General features: G+C 47.1%; 19 protein-coding genes and 1 pseudogene. 14 read left to right on the top strand and 6 right to left on the bottom strand.

Annotation, left to right across the window (positions count from 1 at the left end; genetic code table 11):
- From A8707_RS29935 to A8707_RS23005, 4 genes are all read left to right on the top strand, one after another.
- Window positions 1-200 (top strand): hypothetical protein (locus A8707_RS29935; RefSeq protein WP_231948381.1); only part of this gene is annotated, 200 nt, incomplete at its 5' end.
- A gap of 868 nt (window positions 201-1,068) precedes the next feature.
- Window positions 1,069-1,422: a tyrosine-type recombinase/integrase gene (locus A8707_RS23015; protein ID WP_068819521.1), complete on the top strand. Its 354-nt coding sequence runs from the start codon at window positions 1,069-1,071 to the stop codon at window positions 1,420-1,422.
- A gap of 621 nt (window positions 1,423-2,043) precedes the next feature.
- The gene (locus A8707_RS23010) at window positions 2,044-3,939 is read left to right on the top strand and encodes a hypothetical protein (RefSeq protein WP_068819520.1); all 1,896 of its coding nucleotides are present in this window, start codon (window positions 2,044-2,046) and stop codon (window positions 3,937-3,939) included.
- On the top strand, window positions 3,923-4,402 hold the full coding sequence (locus A8707_RS23005; RefSeq protein ID WP_068819519.1) for a hypothetical protein: 480 nt from the start codon (window positions 3,923-3,925) through the stop codon (window positions 4,400-4,402). Before A8707_RS23010 ends, A8707_RS23005 begins: the two co-directional genes overlap by 17 nt.
- On the opposite strand, the gene A8707_RS27175 is transcribed toward A8707_RS23005, so the two are convergent.
- Window positions 4,367-5,512, bottom strand: coding sequence for a transposase (locus A8707_RS27175; RefSeq protein WP_231948375.1), 1,146 nt, complete (start codon window positions 5,510-5,512; stop codon window positions 4,367-4,369). The genes A8707_RS23005 and A8707_RS27175 overlap by 36 nt on opposite strands.
- A 642-nt stretch (window positions 5,513-6,154) precedes the next feature.
- Here A8707_RS27175 and A8707_RS22990 point away from each other — a divergent pair.
- Window positions 6,155-6,457, top strand: coding sequence for a hypothetical protein (locus A8707_RS22990; protein ID WP_068819517.1), 303 nt, complete (start codon window positions 6,155-6,157; stop codon window positions 6,455-6,457).
- A gap of 312 nt (window positions 6,458-6,769) precedes the next feature.
- Entirely contained in the window at window positions 6,770-7,066 is a 297-nt protein-coding gene (locus A8707_RS22985; RefSeq protein ID WP_068819516.1) for a hypothetical protein, read from the top strand.
- Between the two features lie 178 nt (window positions 7,067-7,244).
- On the opposite strand, the gene A8707_RS27170 is transcribed toward A8707_RS22985, so the two are convergent.
- Complete coding sequence (locus A8707_RS27170) at window positions 7,245-7,406, bottom strand: ATP-binding protein (RefSeq protein WP_082906468.1); 162 nt, start codon at window positions 7,404-7,406, stop codon at window positions 7,245-7,247.
- A 485-nt stretch (window positions 7,407-7,891) separates the two neighbouring features.
- A pseudogene (locus A8707_RS22980) lies at window positions 7,892-8,116 on the bottom strand (IS701 family transposase); the annotation flags it as partial.
- Window positions 8,117-8,130: 14 nt separating this feature from the next.
- On the opposite strand from A8707_RS22980, the gene A8707_RS22975 reads away from it, so the two are divergent.
- Together A8707_RS22975 and A8707_RS28575 are read left to right on the top strand one after the other, a co-directional pair.
- Window positions 8,131-8,841 carry a response regulator gene (locus tag A8707_RS22975; protein WP_331711737.1) on the top strand — a complete coding sequence of 237 codons (711 nt, stop codon included), beginning with the start codon at window positions 8,131-8,133 and terminating at the stop codon, window positions 8,839-8,841.
- A 3-nt stretch (window positions 8,842-8,844) separates the two neighbouring features.
- Window positions 8,845-8,982: a hypothetical protein gene (locus A8707_RS28575; protein WP_156518828.1), complete on the top strand. Its 138-nt coding sequence runs from the start codon at window positions 8,845-8,847 to the stop codon at window positions 8,980-8,982.
- A gap of 97 nt (window positions 8,983-9,079) precedes the next feature.
- Here A8707_RS28575 and A8707_RS22970 read toward each other — a convergent pair whose 3' ends face one another.
- Both A8707_RS22970 and A8707_RS22965 read right to left on the bottom strand, forming a co-directional pair.
- Window positions 9,080-11,065 carry a sensor histidine kinase gene (locus A8707_RS22970; RefSeq protein WP_068819514.1) on the bottom strand — a complete coding sequence of 662 codons (1,986 nt, stop codon included), beginning with the start codon at window positions 11,063-11,065 and terminating at the stop codon, window positions 9,080-9,082.
- Window positions 11,062-11,427 (bottom strand): hypothetical protein, encoded by a 366-nt coding sequence (locus A8707_RS22965; protein ID WP_068819513.1) that lies wholly within the window; start codon window positions 11,425-11,427, stop codon window positions 11,062-11,064. Before A8707_RS22965 ends, A8707_RS22970 begins: the two co-directional genes overlap by 4 nt.
- 163 nt (window positions 11,428-11,590) lie before the next feature.
- On the opposite strand from A8707_RS22965, the gene A8707_RS22960 reads away from it, so the two are divergent.
- The 3 genes from A8707_RS22960 (at window position 11,591) to A8707_RS22950 (ending at window position 15,112) form a co-directional block, all read left to right on the top strand.
- Window positions 11,591-12,082: a hypothetical protein gene (locus tag A8707_RS22960; protein WP_068819512.1), complete on the top strand. Its 492-nt coding sequence runs from the start codon at window positions 11,591-11,593 to the stop codon at window positions 12,080-12,082.
- Window positions 12,083-12,222: 140 nt separating this feature from the next.
- Window positions 12,223-13,827: a DUF1800 domain-containing protein gene (locus A8707_RS22955; RefSeq protein WP_068819511.1), complete on the top strand. Its 1,605-nt coding sequence runs from the start codon at window positions 12,223-12,225 to the stop codon at window positions 13,825-13,827.
- A gap of 40 nt (window positions 13,828-13,867) precedes the next feature.
- Window positions 13,868-15,112, top strand: coding sequence for a DUF1501 domain-containing protein (locus A8707_RS22950; RefSeq protein ID WP_068819510.1), 1,245 nt, complete (start codon window positions 13,868-13,870; stop codon window positions 15,110-15,112).
- 214 nt (window positions 15,113-15,326) lie between these two features.
- On the opposite strand, the gene A8707_RS22945 is transcribed toward A8707_RS22950, so the two are convergent.
- Window positions 15,327-15,722 carry an IS5 family transposase gene (locus A8707_RS22945; RefSeq protein ID WP_068819509.1) on the bottom strand — a complete coding sequence of 132 codons (396 nt, stop codon included), beginning with the start codon at window positions 15,720-15,722 and terminating at the stop codon, window positions 15,327-15,329.
- A gap of 53 nt (window positions 15,723-15,775) precedes the next feature.
- Between A8707_RS22945 and A8707_RS22940 the strand changes: the two genes are divergently transcribed.
- From A8707_RS22940 to A8707_RS22930, 3 genes are all read left to right on the top strand, one after another.
- The gene (locus tag A8707_RS22940; RefSeq protein WP_068819508.1) at window positions 15,776-15,955 is read left to right on the top strand and encodes a hypothetical protein; all 180 of its coding nucleotides are present in this window, start codon (window positions 15,776-15,778) and stop codon (window positions 15,953-15,955) included.
- A gap of 186 nt (window positions 15,956-16,141) precedes the next feature.
- Entirely contained in the window at window positions 16,142-17,050 is a 909-nt protein-coding gene (locus A8707_RS22935; protein ID WP_068819507.1) for an ion channel, read from the top strand.
- Window positions 17,051-17,484: 434 nt separating this feature from the next.
- Window positions 17,485-17,835 carry a hypothetical protein gene (locus A8707_RS22930; protein WP_068819506.1) on the top strand — a complete coding sequence of 117 codons (351 nt, stop codon included), beginning with the start codon at window positions 17,485-17,487 and terminating at the stop codon, window positions 17,833-17,835.
- Window positions 17,836-17,843 lie beyond the last annotated feature (8 nt).

Here is a 17,843-nt window from a genome sequence, read left to right as displayed (position 1 = left end):
AAGCTTGTGTAGATAGGGAGCTGGAACACTGTTTGGGCTACAGAGCCTTTGAGAGTGCAAAAAGTCTACTTTCCGCACGATCTCTTGGTTGGGCTTACAGCCATCAAATCAGCATCATTTCTAGTGCGATAACCCTTGCCAGAATCATGGTGCATTTAAATCAATATGGGCTAAGTTTTCGCACGATCAAGAACGCATAGCAAGGCAGCAGGTGGGAAGGGAGAAAGGCGCTGAAAAGACTAACCAGCAAAGGTTTCAATTCTACTTTTACAGTTAGGGCGGGGTGGGCAATATTAGTCAATCAGCTAGAAACCCGTATGGTTTTATCCTTGTAAGAAACCGCTTAAAACGACTTAAAGAGCTAGTTTATCGATCATGCGGTAGCTGGGAAAGCTCTCTAAGAGAGGATTTCAGTCTTAGCGTACGATTTTGTCCGAATTCCCCGTTTGCCCCAATTTGAGACATGAATTGAGACACGCTGATTGCCACGTCTCATAAGGTATGCTTTCTGAGACAGTCGGTTGTGTTCTAGACCTGTGGATGCCTTGCCCAGAATGCTTTGCTAGGCTGGCTTTCATGATTCAGATTCACAAGTCTAGACCATTACCTCTGAGACAGTCCTGGGTGGAAAGAGTCTTGAAGCCGTGAGCATTGTGCAGACAATCAAGGGTGCAGCGAATCGCTAGAAGCCTTGGCATAAGAGTGGTTTAACCGCAATTAGCTTGCTGAAATTCACGCCAAGACTTAACAGTCTCAAAGTGGACTATACCTTTTTGAGGGGTTGTGCAAATAACCCCACATTCTGAGTCAGGTGGTCTGGGGTCGATTAAGTAAGGGATGGATCCGATGCCAGAGCAAAGAAGCCAAGATGGACTGAAAAGCCCTGCCCAAATCGAGTGTTAGGAAACTTATCAAAGATAGTTTCAAGGGTTGGACTTCTATCTTGAGAGAGTGGCAGTTTGATGGCAATTACTCTGGAAGCAGTATTTTCGGTTACTTAAAGGGTATGCCTAAAGCGTAGGAGAGGGGAGGATATGCTTCCTACGCATCTAGATAGAAAGAGTCGCTGTGAAGCTGACAAGGCAGCCTTTTCAGCCATTCTTCAACTATCTGCAAAATTGGTCTTATCAAATTCATGTGAGTGAACGGCAGCGATCGTTTCTCATCCCAGCAACGGTTCTAGGTCGAGCGGACAAAGCGACGGGGATCTCACGGGTGGTAGAGCGAGTGGGTGAAGCGGCTGACCTGGGAATTAAGGTCCACGCTCATATGCTGCGGCACTCGTGCGGGTATTGTTTAGCAAATCAAGGCTATGACACACGATTGATTCAGGACTACTTAGGGCACAAGAACATTCAGCACACAGTGAGATACACCACGCTGAATCCAGAGCGGTTTAGGGAGATTCGATGGAGAGCTTGAACGGGTGATTGCGCTCCCCAAATTTGGGACCCAAGAAAGCGTCGATACCAATGTCTAAAACAGAGATTCTGATAACAGCTATTCCAAGGAAAATCAGGCGTTCTCCTAGTTTTTATACTAAAAACAAAGGCCCAAGAAAGCGTCAATACCGATGTCTAGAGCAGAGATTTCAATAGCTATCTCAAGAAAAATTGGGTGTTCCCCTAGCTTTCAGACTAGAAACAACATTAAAGGTAGTTTGAACCGATTTAAATGATTCTGTCCAAACTATCCGATCTTTTTTAATTGTGGCATTAGCGCTGCCTAAGTTTGTTCACAGTGTTGATTTAGTTTCAACCGACCGAACTTAAAGCGAAACTCAAGAAATTTCACTTGCATTTAGAGTAATGAGGGTCGAAATGCCCTCACAGCAAGCATTTCCATAAAATTTAGGCTTTCGTACTGGATACAGTACGAAACGCGACAGAAGCTAAAACCCTGGATCGTATACAGACAAAAGATTCTAGCTGTTTTATGATTTTTGTCAAATGGAAATAAAGCGGAGAGGCCGTAACGATTTATACTCATATTCGTACCAACTATGACTTATAATTCTTATTAGGAATGTAATTGAAAACTGCCATGGACAAGACCTTAGGACAAAGCATATCTGTTTGGGGGAAAACTAAAGAAGTACGAAATACTTCCTTGGTTAAACTTTTGAGAACTTCTCTCAAACTTTATGTGCTTCCAGAAATAGAAAATACATCAATATTCTATCTTTCAGCAGACGAATTTAGAGATTATTGTTATGAAATTGATGTTCTGAAACTTGAAGAAACAAAAATTATTGCGATTTTTGATAGAGCCTTTGATGCTTGTGTTCAGTCTGAAAAAGTTTCACCCACGACAAAAGGAAATTATAGGTGGGCGCTCAAGGCGTTTTTTCGTTGGCTGCATTCCCAAAACTGGTATCAGGAGCAATTGAGTCAGCCACAGCCAACGACTTGCCAGAAGCGGGTCTATGCAGAAAAGCGACCAGCAAGACAATTTGAGGGGCCTCGCGTCTATGCACTACAAGAAGAAGACCTACCAGAACAGGTATGCCAGAGCCTGAATAAATATGAATTATTTTGGAGCCACGATAGCGGGATTGCTAATTCTGAGCAGTCTATAGAAATTACTAAAGCTCAGAACCTATCCGACTTAAGAAATTCAAGGTTGAAACAGGCTCAGGAAGAGATTCATCAAGGAACCGTCTTAGTTCGCCCAACTTTCAAAAAAATATCGAAGTCAACCTCAAAAGGCTATAGACAAGAAATTAAAGCTTTTCTAGGATGGTGCGTCAACATTGAAGGGTATAGCCTTAATGAAATTTCTCTTGAATGGATTAATCACAGCTCCTTCTACCTAGACTATATCGACTGGTTAATTAGAAGGCGGAATTGTGGACACAGTGCTGGAGAAAGAGTGTTAAGGCTCAGTCTTTCAGTTGTTAAGTATCGAACCTACCATGCTTCTAATAAAGATGATTGGTCAGATATTCCACTAGTATTGTTTATTCAGCACAAACTCAGCGAATTTAGAACACTTAGGAAGGAGGAGAACTATCTTAAACAAGAAGAAAAGTGGGGCAATAAAGAAATTTCTCATCAGCAAGCTAGAGAAACCGTAAATTACCTATACCAACACTGCTCTCCCCAAAGAGCTGGACTGTTCAGAGGATACCAATTTACTCGCAAACGTCCAAGCTCAGCGTTCGTAGCTAGTTGGCAAACCTACTTAATCATCAAATTCCTAGTTTACGTGCCTGTTCGTCAAGAGGAGCTAAGGAAGCTACAGATAGGCACAACTCTGCGGCTTATTCAGGATTCTCAAGGAATTACTCGATATGCAGTCAAAATTAAGGATCACAAACGAACGGGTATTACTGGAAAGCCCAGATATTATCCGCTGCCTGTTATTTTGACTAAAGACATTACCACATGGATTGAGGAAATCCGTCCACTCGCAATTGATGCACCCTCCAGCTTAGAGAGCTGGCTCGGATTTTGGGGACACACCGTTAATAAATTAAACCGTCTTAAACAAAAAATTCAGGCAAGTGAGAATGCAGAGCCACTGGGCGAGAAAACTCTTAGAAATGCTCAAAATGCTATTAGAGCAATTACAGGTAAGATTGATGCTTTGAGTACTGCCCGACAGAGCGCCAGCCAATGTAATCACTTATTTTTTATGTTGGGATATAATCGTCCAGCAGCCTTCAGTCAACCTTGGAAAGCGAGTAGTTTGTCTCGACTTGTGAATTTAGCAGTATCAGGAGCAACCAAAGGACTATATGGCGAACCAAGATATTTAAATCCTCACGGATTTAGAAATACTGGAGCTAAGCACTTAAGAACGATTGGTCGAGAGGAGGATAAAGGGGCATTTAGTGCACTTCTCGGACACTCGATAGAAATCGACGATGACTACGCTGATGCCATCACTAACGATTTTGAAGTACTTGAAGCATTTGTTGATGATTGGTGGATCTAAATCGTTTAAAACTATGGACATAACAACAAAATCATTAAGTCATGCAGTTTCTATCTGGGGTAAAACTCAGAAGATTCATAATACTAGATATGCTAATCTTGTTAAGATTGCATTAAAGCTGTATGTTCTACCCAGAATGGGTTATCAAACCAAAGATTTATCCTCTAGTGGTTTTTTGGCTCTTTGTGACACAATTAGTTGTTTAGAACTAAATTCCGTAAACGCTTTAGATGCCTTTGATCAGACATTTACAGAACGAGTTGAGGGAGGTAGCTTATCCTTAGAAACTAAAAAAAATTATCGCTCCGCCCTAGGTCAATTTTTCAATTGGTTGAAAGTTCAACCTTGGTACATACAGGCTGCTGAACTCGTTAAAATTCCTGAAATACTTCAAAGAGCTCGTGCTAAGACAACACTCCGGACAATTTCAAGCGGCGATGATGCCGTAATTGCAAAGGGTTGAGTAGTTGGGATGGGATTTAATCGAGGTTGGCTCCAAGTCTAAGGTTGCAATAAATCGGTCGAGGAGATGCTGGTTCAGCGCCCGTCGCTTCGCCGATGCCATTGAGAAGGGCACTCGCTCCTGCCCTGACTGCTGCTGCTGGGCTTGCACTTTGGCAAGATTTAGGGCAGTCAAACTGGCATTGAAGTGGAACTCGGTCTTGACCAAATCACGGGCTTGGCAATCCTCCAGTCCTGCAAACTGTTTGGCATCGCGGAAGAGAAACTCAATTTGGAACCTCAACTTATAGAACCGAACGATTTGCTGCGGGTCTTGGTCAACATCGGTACTGAACAACAAACAGGTGCCGACTCGATGAGAGGAGCGACGGTCAATCAGGTAGACGACGCGAATTTCACGCTTCAAGGAGACGTGCCATACCCGTTGGGTGTACAAGTCTACGTTCGGTTGCACCGCTTCAAAGGCGGTAAAGCGGCTCAGGTCGGTGAAGGTGACTTTGCCATCGTATTTGCGAGGTCTGCCCCGCTTCTTTTGCTCTCCGGTGTAGAGATAGCGCAGATTGGCATCCAAGCGCAGCTTGCTGATCACATCAAGTTGAGCGTCCACTGCCCCCCTGACAAAGGTGGCTTTGGCATAGGCTCCATCGACCGCTACATAGCGCACCTGAGCAGGCAAATGAGGACGCACCGCATCGAGATGATACAGATATTGACCCATCCGGGTGATGCCCTTGGGAATCTCACTTTGGGCAAGCGTCTGTTGAGCAGATAAGGCATAAGCGGTCTCGGTTTCAACATCGACCACCCCCACTAACGACATCTCTAACCCTTTCTCGGCGCGACTCGCACAGCCATTCCAATACCAGTCGAGACCCTCTGTCGCCTTGCCGCTCTTGGCAATAAACGAGCAGTCCATCACCAACAGCAATGCCTGTTCTCGCTCGCCCGTGAGTTTGACTAGTTCGACATTGAAAGGAGTAAACCCAAAGTCTGCTCTAAAGTGCCGCCGATATGTCTTCTCATTCAACTCGCTATAGCGGCTCAAATTCGTGAAGTTGACGTTGCCGCACACCACCAGAATCGTCGAAAACAACGTCACGAAAAAGGTCACTTGCGGTTTGCAAAAACGCCCACTTTCGTCAGTAGGCTCTGTACAATGGCTTCCATCGCTATTTATCCGGTCCCCTTGGTTTATATGGGCACCCTATCCGATAGATAGCTTTCCTGTCAAAAATTGTCCGAACCATTGCTGATTAATGGTTGCTGATTAATAGTCGCAATTATTATTCTGCGATTTTAATGGTGTCGATAACTATCTGTAGAGAGAGTTAGGGGAAACTACAAAGGAGATTTGTGTGTAAAATTACATGAATGTCTTAGCTCGACTTTATCCATTTTGAATCGGAGCAAAGGTAGCACGATCAGGAAAGAGTGGTTTGATTTGTCCTGATGAACTTGCTATCAAAAGAATTTCTGTCCGTCATCTTAACGTTCGCGCCATTGTTTTCCAAGCCCATATGGAAGTCGGCAGTAGGGTTGCTCATCGGAGCCATCGTCACCCCCGGAAAACGGACAGTCAGTGCCATTCTCCGGGTGATGGGGTTGGAGCATGAGGCTCAGTTTCAGCAGTATCATCGCGTTCTGAGGATGTAATCGATGAGAGCTTGCTCAATATCTGCGCCCTGAAGCGACAGCAATTTATACAAACCGGGCAATCTAATTTAAGTGTCTTCGCCATTTATCGAGTGACCCAATGATCACACTAACCCCCGAAAACACTAAAAAGCTTACCCGCCTCGAACAACTCCTGCTTGAAAGGAAGAAACTAGAAGAGGATACAAAAGTCAAAAAGAAGCAGCTAGTTGAGAATGCAACCACGAAAAAGGCACAACTGGAAGCCCAGATCAGGGACAAGCAAAACAGACAGAGGAAGACTGAAAGGAAGATAGACACCCGCCGTAAAATCTTGCTGGGAACCACTCTTGAAAGCATGGTCGAAGCAGGGGAAATCACCGAAGCTGAGTTGTTGAGTGAGCTAGATAAGCACCTAACATAAGATGCGATCTCATCTTATGTTGGTTTATCAGGTGGCACAAATCCTGGGGTTCTTTGCATAACGGGGTAAAGCCGAGATACGGGCAAGTGCGATTCTTTCTCCCACATTCCCAGATCTGGAACTTACGGCTGAACGAGTCCTAAGCGCTGGTCGCTAAACCGTCAGGTTTCAGCGGGAAATCGCGCGATTGAACATTGCAGACCCACGAATTTGCGCTTTCACGCAAATTAATCTAGGGTTATGCCCCTGGGAGCCGCGAGTCTAGACGGGCAGAATAGAACCGTCCAGATGAAAAAATAAGGAACACAACTCATGCTTCTCAACAAAAAGATTGCAACGGCATTGACAGGCTTCGTCCTCCTTGCTGGAATGGGCATCTCTGCTAAAGCCACCTTTGCTCAGACAACTCCGAATCCAATGCCCCCAACTCATACCATTGCTCACGAAAAGCATCCAGAACTCCGCGCTGCGCTTCGTAGTTTGAAGGTGGCAAGAATGGATCTGCAAAAAGGATCGCATGACTTTCAAGGAGAACGAGTGGAGGCGCTGAAGGACACCGACAAAGCAATTTCCGAAATCGAGCAAGCTTTGAAGTCTGACCGTCACTAAAACTTGGTGAATCGATCATCGTTGTCGCGCCAACGATGATCGGCTGGATTGGCAAGGTTTTAAGTGGCATACGATTGACCAAGTCTAAACATTCCAGGAGTCCTCTCTACTCGACCGGGAACGCCGAAATGCGCTCTTAACCTGATGGAGATCGCTATAGATTTGCTTGAGAGAGTTGCTATAGAGGCAGGTTAACAATTAGGGTCGTTCCTTGCTCTTCACCGGGACTCTCTGCCCAAACGGTGCCGCCATGAAGCTCGACGAGATGATGGACGATCGTTAACCCTAATCGGCGTTCCCGTAGCTTTGTTGAACTAAGTGACCCCTTCACAGGAGCCACTTGTCTTCAGAACCGGACTTGAGGTAGGGTAGGCGACCAACGAGTTACCATTGCTGGCACTTTTCCAATCGCCCCCCTCCAAACGACGCATGACCGTTTCCGTATCACGTCGCTTTCCAGTCATCTCAACGCGAAAGGGCAAAACCCCTGCACGTATGATGTTCAGTCCCGTTTCGGCTATTCGCATCTCGCGTACCTCACGATTTCTGTTTCATCCGATTACCTGTTCCACTTCGCCCTGTAAACGGCTCTCCCGTTTGCCCTGGTGGGGCGTGACTCCCACGACTACTATTGGAACTCCGTCACCCTAGGACTCGCGTCCCTTAGGCAATCTCATGTTCCGTCACGGATGAACGTTCTAGAGCGACTTAGGCTTCCCATTCATGCCCTTCAATGAGTTCATGACTCATCGTCCATTGATCAAGGCGTACCCTTTCTGAAGACAAGTGGCTCCTGTGAAGGGGTCACTTAGTTTAACAAAGCTACGGGAACGCCAACCAGCGCTTGAGCCAGTTGAAACAAATCAACGGCTGGATGATTAAGTGCAGGTTGTTGAGCAGATTCTTCCAACCGCTTTGGTTGTCCCACCAAGGATGCTGTGTAAACTCTTGGTGTGCCAGGGGACAGGCATCGTTAAATTGATCCGCAAACAGACTGACCATGAGAAATGTACTCATGACCATCTCCCACCACTTTTCGATTTGCTCATAGAGGTCAAGTAGAGATGGAGCTTACCCAATTAAATGAAGGACACAACTGTGGATGTAAAATTATGACTTCTCAAGCACGATGCTTTTTGATCATCGAGGATCATCCCGAGATGAGTCAGAATAACTGCAGATTTCTGAGAATGCTGGAGCCTCAATGCCACTGCATCACGATCGATACACCAGAAGCAGGCATCGAGCACCTCAACCAGGAAACCCTGGATTTGGTGGTCGTTGACCTACAATTTGGCACCTTAACCGGAAAAGCTTCCGCAAAACCGGGATTAGAACTCCTCAAACAAATTTTTGACTACTACTCAACTATTAATGTTCTAGTTTATACGAGTGAGCCGAGTTATTTAAGACAGGTCTTGAAACAGATTTTTGAGCATCAAGGCGGCTTTGTAGTCGTCAATAAAATGGAAAGACGTAATGCATTCTTGGAAGGAGCGCGGAGTGCAATGGAAGGACAGTGCCGGATTCCTCGGAGTCTGATGAACGAGATGCCCTTAACCGACAAAGACATGCTGGTTTTAGATCTGTTGTGTAACCATGCGCTGACGGATCAGGCGATCTCAGAACAGATGCATATTTCCCTCAAGACCGCTCAAAACTACGTACAGAGTCTCAAGGTGAAATTGAATGTGGATCAGCTTGAAGGTCAACAGACTAATACACGCATTGCGGTGTGTATGGAAGCCATGAAGCGCAGGTTAATTGGAGAGTAATTGATGCGCTACCTGAAATTGGCAAAGACGGCGTTGCAAAAAGGTGCCCATGACTTTCAAGGAGAACGGGTAAAAGTGTTGAAGGATACTGACAAAGCGATCGCAGAGGTCGAAAAAGCATTGAAGTCCGATCGCCATTAGAAAGAACTTGAGGGGCTTAGCGAATTCCATTCACCACGGCGCTCAGGTTGGACACACACTCAAATATAGCGGAACGGTCATCTGCTGGGCAGTCTGTTTACTCGATTGTCCAGCGCAAGGTGACGCGCATCCCTCCGTTTTCTAACAACACTCGTTCCCAAGTTCCTTGAGGCAGTTCCGCCGCGATCGTCGTCATCAGTTTAGTGCCATAGCCGCCCGTCTTCCGTTTCTTGTCAAGCTGACCTGGGTTTGTACCGACTGAAGGACTGCCATCATTCTCGATTACGAGCTGACACTGATTCCCTTTCTGGCTGAGGTGAACCGTAACCTGCGTCGTTGAGCCATTCGGAGGTTGGGCATGGCGAATCACATTCGCGATCGCTTCTCGAAAAAAGCAAAACACATCTTCTCTCGCATCAATCCAAGCACTATCAGACTTCGGCTCTCGGAGAGGGTGCAAGTGCCGATTCACTTGCAGGGTTAAATCTCCAGCGTGAATGAGGTGTCGTAACCATTGCGTGATCCCGTGGGCGAGTCCAAATTGGAGTTCTGGCGTGATCTCCAGCTTCTCCGCTAACGTGCGCGTGTTGCTCAGTTGGTTGCGGAGGGAAAACCCGATCGCTTCGATCTGATCGAGTAGTGGATCAATGAGTGGAGATGGCTGATGAATATTGAGCAATTCCAGTTGATCCATCACCAGTTTGAGTTCTTGCAGGGAACCATCGTGAATATCACTGGCAACGCGATGCAGAAGCTTCCGTGCTTGGAGGAGAACTGCCTGTCGTTCTGCGAGTTTTTGTCGTTGCTGAACAGATTGTTGAAACATCAAGTAAGCAGTGATACTCGATCCGGTGCCAAACCACCCTAGAATCGGAATGGATACGGGCAGCAAAAATCCCTGCCAGAAGAGGAGCAGGCTGAGTCCAAGATAACTTCCAATGAGTCCGAGAAAAAACCAAAGATCGACGCGATGAAGAAACTGTTTTTTCGGCTTGTGGAGACGGTAAATAATATACAAACTCATCAAAGCAAACCCACATACTGTGATATTTACATCCGTCTCTCTAGTAACGGTTGAAATAAAAGCGTGGGTCATCACACTCGCGATCTGATTCGCTTGGACTTCTGCGGTCGACATATCCCCATAGGGCGTGTACTCACGATTGCCGTCTGATACTTTTCCTTCGGGCAAATCAACGAGAACTAATTTGTCACGTAGTTTTTGCAGAGATTGGGCATCAAAAACACCGTGACATTGTTCTAATTCAACTTGAGACGCACATTGTAATTGGAAATTGATGCTAGGAAATGTATCCGCTGCTCCCCAGAAATTAACCTCAAGTAGAGATAGGGTTCGTAAGCTAAGAAGGTTCTGTAAATTCGCTCGATCGCCGGAGGTTTTATAGAATTTTTCTAAGGCTAAGGTTATGACAGATTTGACTCGGTGACGTGCATTGGGATCGGAATCTCCTTCGTAGCTAAAGCGCCCAAAAAACTCAACTCGACGGGCAGGATTATTGAGAGAATGAGAATTGGGAGAACGGCGAAAAAAACTTACGATCTGTTCTGGTGCGATCTCGTGGCTGGTACTCTCATCGTTAAAGGGCAACAAATTATTGTAAATATTTAAAGTAGAAGCCTCTGAAGTTAGCATACTTGGGCGAGACACCAACACAATTTGACGGGGATATTTGCTAATTGACTCTGTTAAAAGACGCTTCAAACGGGCATCGGTATCCGTATCCACGTACTGTTTCATCTGTTCGGGTAGATTTAGAACAACCACTTTAGCCCCGTTTTCAATCAGGCTTTTTACCAAAGTCGTATAGAAGACATTGAGTTTATATAAATTGTGTAGATCATAGCCAGCCATCTCAGACTGATTGATTTTAAGTAGAAGAATTTCACTGGGAGGCGCACCGGGTTTATGCAATCGGATTAAACTGTCTTGAATATCCAATTCCAAACGTTGAATCATCGGTAAGCTACTAGCAACGGTGCAATACATAAAGCCCCAAGCGATCGCGATCCCAATTCCAAGCACTTGTCGAACAATAATCGGTCGAACTTTGAGTATTTTCATTCTGCGCTTCCACGATTTTTTCGATGCAGCCGATAGACAATGGTTTGCTTAGGATCTGCTCGATTTAGAATCACGCATAAATCTTGCTCACACTGTTTAAATTGCCATAGACCCAGGGGCGACTGAACCATTCCCGCTTGAATTTTGCCATCTAACCGTGGACCGTGTAAGGATTTAACGTCACCTCCTTCTTGAATTCTCTCTTGATCGGTCGCCAATTTCAGCCCTACCAACCCTCCTTGCCCAATCCCAGCTGTAATTCGTCCACTTCCAATCCAAACTTGGGTGGCGGTCGCAGGAAGCTCCACCAGACTGAGCAACAATAAAGTTTGACCGATCAGACGCATGGGCAACGATCGCATAACTGAAGTCCTGAGCCAATGTACTGTGTCTTTTCCAACTATATCTTTCTCGCTTTCTCCCGCGACTTACGTAAACCCGCAAGATTCTCTACTCTCATTCCTCTAGGAACCGGAAAGCGGGAAAGACAGAATAGAACCATCCTGTTAAGCGATGGAGACAACTATGAATCACCCCTTCACCCTGAAAGTTGGCGCGATCGGCATTATTGCAACGTTGCTCACGGTTGCGATCACTCAAGCTGCAAGAGCAGACCTTCCTGGCAAGCATCCCCACTATCTCCACGCTCGTAGTGATCTTCGCAAAGCAGAACAACTGCTACGACTACCCGATGAGCGCAATGTGAAACAGGAAGAAAATATTGCCGCTCGCGAAGTTCATGCTGCAATCTTAGAGATTGACCGAGCCGCTGTCCTCGATCGCAAAGATGTGGATGACAATCCCCAGATCGATACCTCCCTAAGTCATCTTGGCAAATTCCGCGAGATTGAAAGACTGTTGCAAAGTGCGAAACGAGATATTTCGATCAAAGAAGACAACCATGCAGCGATCGGATGGCGGCATCAAGCCACCGTCCACCTCGATCTCGCAGAACGAGATGTAGAGATTACAGCCCACCGCGATCTCGCAGACGATCGATATCAGCAACGACATTAATCCTAATCGACGTTAGGAGCATGATGGGGAAAGGTAGACTATCTCTATCCTCCCTGCTTAGCGAATCGTTTCAGGCTCTATGCACACCATAATCTTCTCAACCAATATCCTCAATCAACATCGTCTGGTTGAATACTTCGATGAATAAGAAACTCAGCGTTTCGATTTGCATATTCTTCTTAGGATTAGGATGGTTCAGTCCTGGTAATACAGCCACTCTAGCCGATCCAAAGGTTTTGCATGTTCTAAATCGCCTCAGCTTCGGTACTCGCCCAGGCGATATTGAAGCTGTGGAAAAACTAGGAGCCGAAGGCTATATTCAGCAACAGCTTCATCCCGAATCGATTCCCCAGCCTCAAACTTTAACAGATCAACTCTCGCAGTTAGAAACTCTTAATCTGACACCCCTACAACTGTTTGAGCAAAATAGTCCTCCCAAATTAGCAAAGGGACAAACCCTCACAGCCGAGCAGAGAAAGGCATACCGCCGAAGAATGGCTCATGTGTTAGAACAAGCAGAGCGTGCCCGCTTACTCCAAGCTACCGAAAGCCCCCGTCAACTCCAAGAAGTGATGGTCGATTTTTGGTACAACCACTTCAACGTATTCTCTCACAAGGGTGTAGACGAGATGTTAGTGGGGGCTTACGAGCAAGAGGCGATTCGTCCCTATGCCCTCGGTCGGTTTCGTGACTTGCTAGAGGCGACTGCTCGACATCCGGCAATGTTGTACTATTTGGATAATTGGCAAAACACGGTCCTCAACACTTCAGCGAAGGGGAAACATAACCAAGGTTTAAACGAAAATTATGCACGAGAGTTAATGGAACTCCACACGCTAGGCGTAGATGGTGGTTATACTCAACAGGATGTGATTGCCCTCGCTAAGATCTTTACAGGATGGACATTCCGTCGATCGCCTCAACCGAATGTAGATTCCAATGGCTTCTACTTTGATGCTAAGCACCACGATTTTAGCGACAAGGTGTTTTTAGGGCACCCTATCAAAGGCAGTGGCATGGCAGAAGCAGAGCAAGCTTTGGATATTTTGGCGAAAAGTCCTGCCACGGCTCATCATATTAGCTATCAGTTAGCGCAGTACTTTGTCGCGGATCAGCCTCCTAAAGCTTTAGTAGATAAACTATCGCAGAAATTCTTGGCAACGGATGGCAATATTCGAGAAGTGTTATCGATGCTCTTTCACAGTTCCGAATTTCAAGATTCCCATATCTACGGTGCCAAGTTCAAAACGCCCTACCAATATGCGATTTCAGCTCTGAGATCGACAGGAATCGACGTACAGAATTTCCGCCCCATTCACAGCTTTCTCCAACAGCTTGGAATGCCCCCTTACGATTGCCTCACGCCCGATGGCTACAGAAACACCGAAGAGGTCTGGCTGAACCCGGATGCCATAACTCGACGGATTAGCTTCGCGACGACGCTTGCCAGTGGACGCTTACCGCTGTCAATGCCACCCACCACAACGGCAACCGTTAGCCCATCTCCGATAGATGAGACACGACACGGCAAATTGATAGCAGGACTGGGTTTTGACGGAACCCAAGTCGCCACTCCAATGAATCCGTCTGTGACCCGTCCTCCAATCACGCCTGTCGATCCGGTGCAACTCTCAAACACCTTAGGGAATTTGTTCTCGTCTCAGACCCAACAAGCGATCGCGACCAGTCCACGCAATCTCCGTGCGACTCTTATTTTAGGGAGTCCAGAGTTCATGCGGCGATAGACCCTACTCCCACACTGAATCGAAATTTTTCCATCTTCCTATGAAAAGACGACACTTTCTTCAAACCGGAATTGCCTCTGCCTTAACCCTGATTTCCGTTGGCACACACGGTTGGTTTGCTCGCACCCCTGCTGAAACCATGACCGCTTCTACCCGCAATCCAAAACGCTTGATTGTGATCTTTTTACGGGGTGCCGTCGATGGATTGAATGTGGTAGTGCCTTATCGGGAAGCTGCTTATTATCAAGCGCGTCCAACGATCTCGATTCCGCAACCTGGGCAAAACGGTGGTGCCCTCGATCTGGATGGACAATTTGGGCTACATCCTGCTCTTGCTTCGATTCTCCCGCTTTGGCAGCAGGGTAGTTTAGCCTTTGTGCACGGCTCCGGATCACCTGACCCAACGCGATCTCACTTTGATGCCCAAGATAATATGGAACGGGGCACTCCTGGAATGCCAACAATTCATGATGGCTGGATGAACCGCTTGCTCGATAGCCTATCGGGGCACAATCCAATTCAAGCCGTGAATGTGGGAGATGTAACCCCAAAAATTCTGTCGGGACGGGTGCCCGTTGCAACATTAGCCTTGGGTCGAGGTGCGGCTCGACCGATCTCGCTCGATCAACCTCAAGTGGGCAATGTTTTCGATCGTCTCTACAGGGGCAATAACCGACTGAGTCAAGCCTATCGAGAAGGTCGAGCCGCGCGTAAAGCCTTGTTAGCAGATTTGGATACGGAAATGAAGATGGCTAACAATGGCGCACCGCTCCCCTACGGTTTTGCCAGCGATGCCCAGCGATTGGCACAAATCATGAATAAAGATCCTAGAGTGGCACTTGCATTTATGGCAGTGGGAGGATGGGATACGCACGTCAATCAGGGCGCGAGCCAAGGACAACTGGCACGGAATTTGGAACAATTGGGTAAAGGGTTAACAACACTGCAAACGACCCTAGGTTCTACCTATGCAGAGACAACCATTCTTGTGATGTCTGAGTTTGGGCGGACGGTGCATGAGAATGGAGATGGCGGAACCGATCACGGACACGGCAACGTGATGTGGTTGCTGGGTGGTGGTGTTCGAGGGGGCAAAATATATAGCGAATGGCGTGGCTTAGCAAGCGATCAACTCTATCAGGAGCGTGACCTTGCGGTAACGACGGATTTTCGGGATGTGATTGCGGCGGTACTAGAGCGTCATCTCCAACTCCCCGATCAAAAGCTCAGTCAGATTCTGCCAAATTATCAACCGCCGCAGAGAACCCTGTCCGTGTATGGGTGAGGGGCTTCCACCCGTATCGAGTCTCAAATTATTTTGGCTCTTACGCCATGGTGAAAATGAGCGCGTTGCCTTCGGTACACGGAGACGTGCTCTCAACTAGACTTACCGAAGACGGTTTAACGTTGCATTCTAGTAGAAATTTCTTGAATTGACCAATTGCCTCTGTCACCACTTGCTCTAGGGCGTATCTGCAAAGTCTATATGTGGTGAGAGGTTATTTCAGCCAAATCACAATGGCAGCGATGGTCAGCATAGCAAGATAGTTTTCGGCTCGTTTTTCGTAACGGGTGGCAATGCGACGAGACTGTTTGAGTCGGTTGATCAGTCGCTCAATCCGGTTGCGTTCGCGATACAGTCCACGATTGAATCGCGGTTTGCGCTTGGCGTTTTTACGCTTAGGAATGACAGGAGTGGTGTGTTGACGACGCAAGGAGCGACGAATCGCCTCAGCATCGTAGGCTTTATCGCCTAGCAAGTAGCGAGGACGTTGCTTCGATCTACCCCGCCCTAACCGCTTGACCTTGACCTTGGCATTGAGAGGTTCAAACCCTTTGATATCACTCGTCTGTCCGGGTGTATCAAAGGTAAAGCCGAGCTTCGCTCGGCGCACTAGTGATCTAGACCTGTGGATCAGGTTAGTGAAACCCACTTTCAATCAGCACCGTGGCGACAGTATTCACAGGTCTAGATCATGACCCACAACGATTTCTCTCAGCTTTTGAACCGATTCAAGACCCCTTTCATCCGAAACAACATCAACTAACTGCCAAACGCTATCGCCAACAACTGCGCCAACGCTTTCAAGATTGGCGAGAAGTCGCTGGGCTGAATTCTGATGCATAGTCTAAGAGCACCTAACGATTCAGGAATCATTGTGCTGGATTTTGAACAGACCCAGTTAAGTTGACAATGCCGTGCAGGGAACCACCTTGTTTAATCGCACCCTTCAAACCCGTGAGGGCAATATTATGATGGCTCAACTGCCAAATTCTGATGAAATTACTCTAGCGTCTTGAGCGAAAAAAACTGATGAAATCTCTCTCTGCCAGACTTAACACCCGCCGCCGTCGTCCTCGTCGTGTCCAAATTCACATTGAAGATGGACGGTTTGAAATTGTAGGGATGAATGCTTGGTATTCTCATTGGCGTGACCCCTATCATTTGATCCTGACCATTCCCTGGCAAGGATTCGCGGCTTCAATCATTGGAGCTTACCTCGGTACCAACGTAATCTTTGCGCTGCTCTATCTAGCCGGAGGAGACTGCGTTGCGAACGCGGCTCCCGGTGCGTTTTGGGATCGCTTCTTTTTTAGTGTGCAGACGTTGGGTTCGATCGGCTATGGTGCCATGTTTCCTAAGACGGTTTACGCGAATGCGATGGTCACGATCGAGTCGATGTCGAGCCTGATTGGGATTGCGATGTTAACCGGGTTAGCGTTTGCCCGATTTTCTAACCCGACTGCACGCGTTGCCTTTAGTGAAGTAGCCACGATCGCGCCACACGAATCAGTGCCCACATTGAGCTTTCGCATGGCCAATCGGCGCAGCAATCAAATCTTAGAAGCCCAGGTCAAGGTTTATCTAATGAGAGATGAAGTCACCGCTGAAGAGCAGTATGTTCGCCGGATTTACGACTTGCCTCTCGTTCGCAGTCAGTCGCCGAGTTTTGCCTTATCCTGGCTGGCACTGCACCCGATCTATGAATCTAGCCCGTTGTATGGCGTGACACCCGAAGCGTTAGTTGAAACTAATTGCACCATTATTGTCACCCTGAGTGGTGTTGATGAGACCGTCACTCAGATGATGTATGCCCGTCATGCTTATGCTCCCCAAGATATTCTGTGGAACTATCGCTTTGTGGATTTGGTGTACAAAGCGCCCGATGGCGACCGCTACATGGACTACAAGCACTTCCATGATGTGATGCCACTTCAATGAGGTTCCGAACGGTAGTGGCCTAGACATGTGGATCAGGGTGGTGAAACCCACTTTCAATCAGCACTGTGGCGACAGTATCCACAGGTCTAGACCATGACCCTTCGTCGTGTGGGAGCCAAGACTTATGGCGACTTACTCAAAGCGTTAAGTGATGCATTCGCAGACGTGACAAAAGAAGATTGAATAAGCTGGTTTGCACACTGCTGCTACTGTACTCAATTAGATCGATAACCGCTATAGGACATCACTGCCCTACTCGACTGCACCTCAACCCCGCTAGCATTTGTCCCAAGGTATCTACCGCGATGTGAACCTTGCTGCAATTGAAACACAATATTCTTCTCGTGGAGCGTCTGACTCGTGCAAACACTGTTGTGGATCGCTTTGGGTGTCAGTTAACTTCTAGTCATATTCATAGCTTAGGAAAACTCTAGATGCTCTCTTCCACCCTTCGCCGCGTTCTCACGGTTTCCGCTTTAGCCCTGCCTGCTCTGGTCATTGGAATGCAAAGTGCTCACGCGGAAGATCTCGAATTTACCTTACACAACAACACCACAAAAGCGCTGACCGAGTTTTATGTAGAACCCACCGCTTCTAAAACTTGGGGAGAAAACATTCTCCACACGGAGATCGAGCCTGGAGCAACGGCAACGGTGACGATTGCTGACGGCAAGACGACTTGCGCGTATGGTATCAGGGGCAACTTTGCGGAGGGTCAAATTGTTGAACGCGATGAGCTAAATCTCTGTGAGTTGGGGTCTTATACGTACACCGAAGAAAAGTAAGTCTTGCT

This window comes from Phormidesmis priestleyi BC1401 (assembly GCF_001650195.1).
Taxonomy (GTDB): domain Bacteria; phylum Cyanobacteriota; class Cyanobacteriia; order Leptolyngbyales; family Leptolyngbyaceae; genus Phormidesmis_A; species Phormidesmis_A priestleyi_B.
The sequence above is the reverse complement of the archived record's forward strand: the minus strand, read 5'-3'. Positions and strand labels throughout refer to the sequence as shown.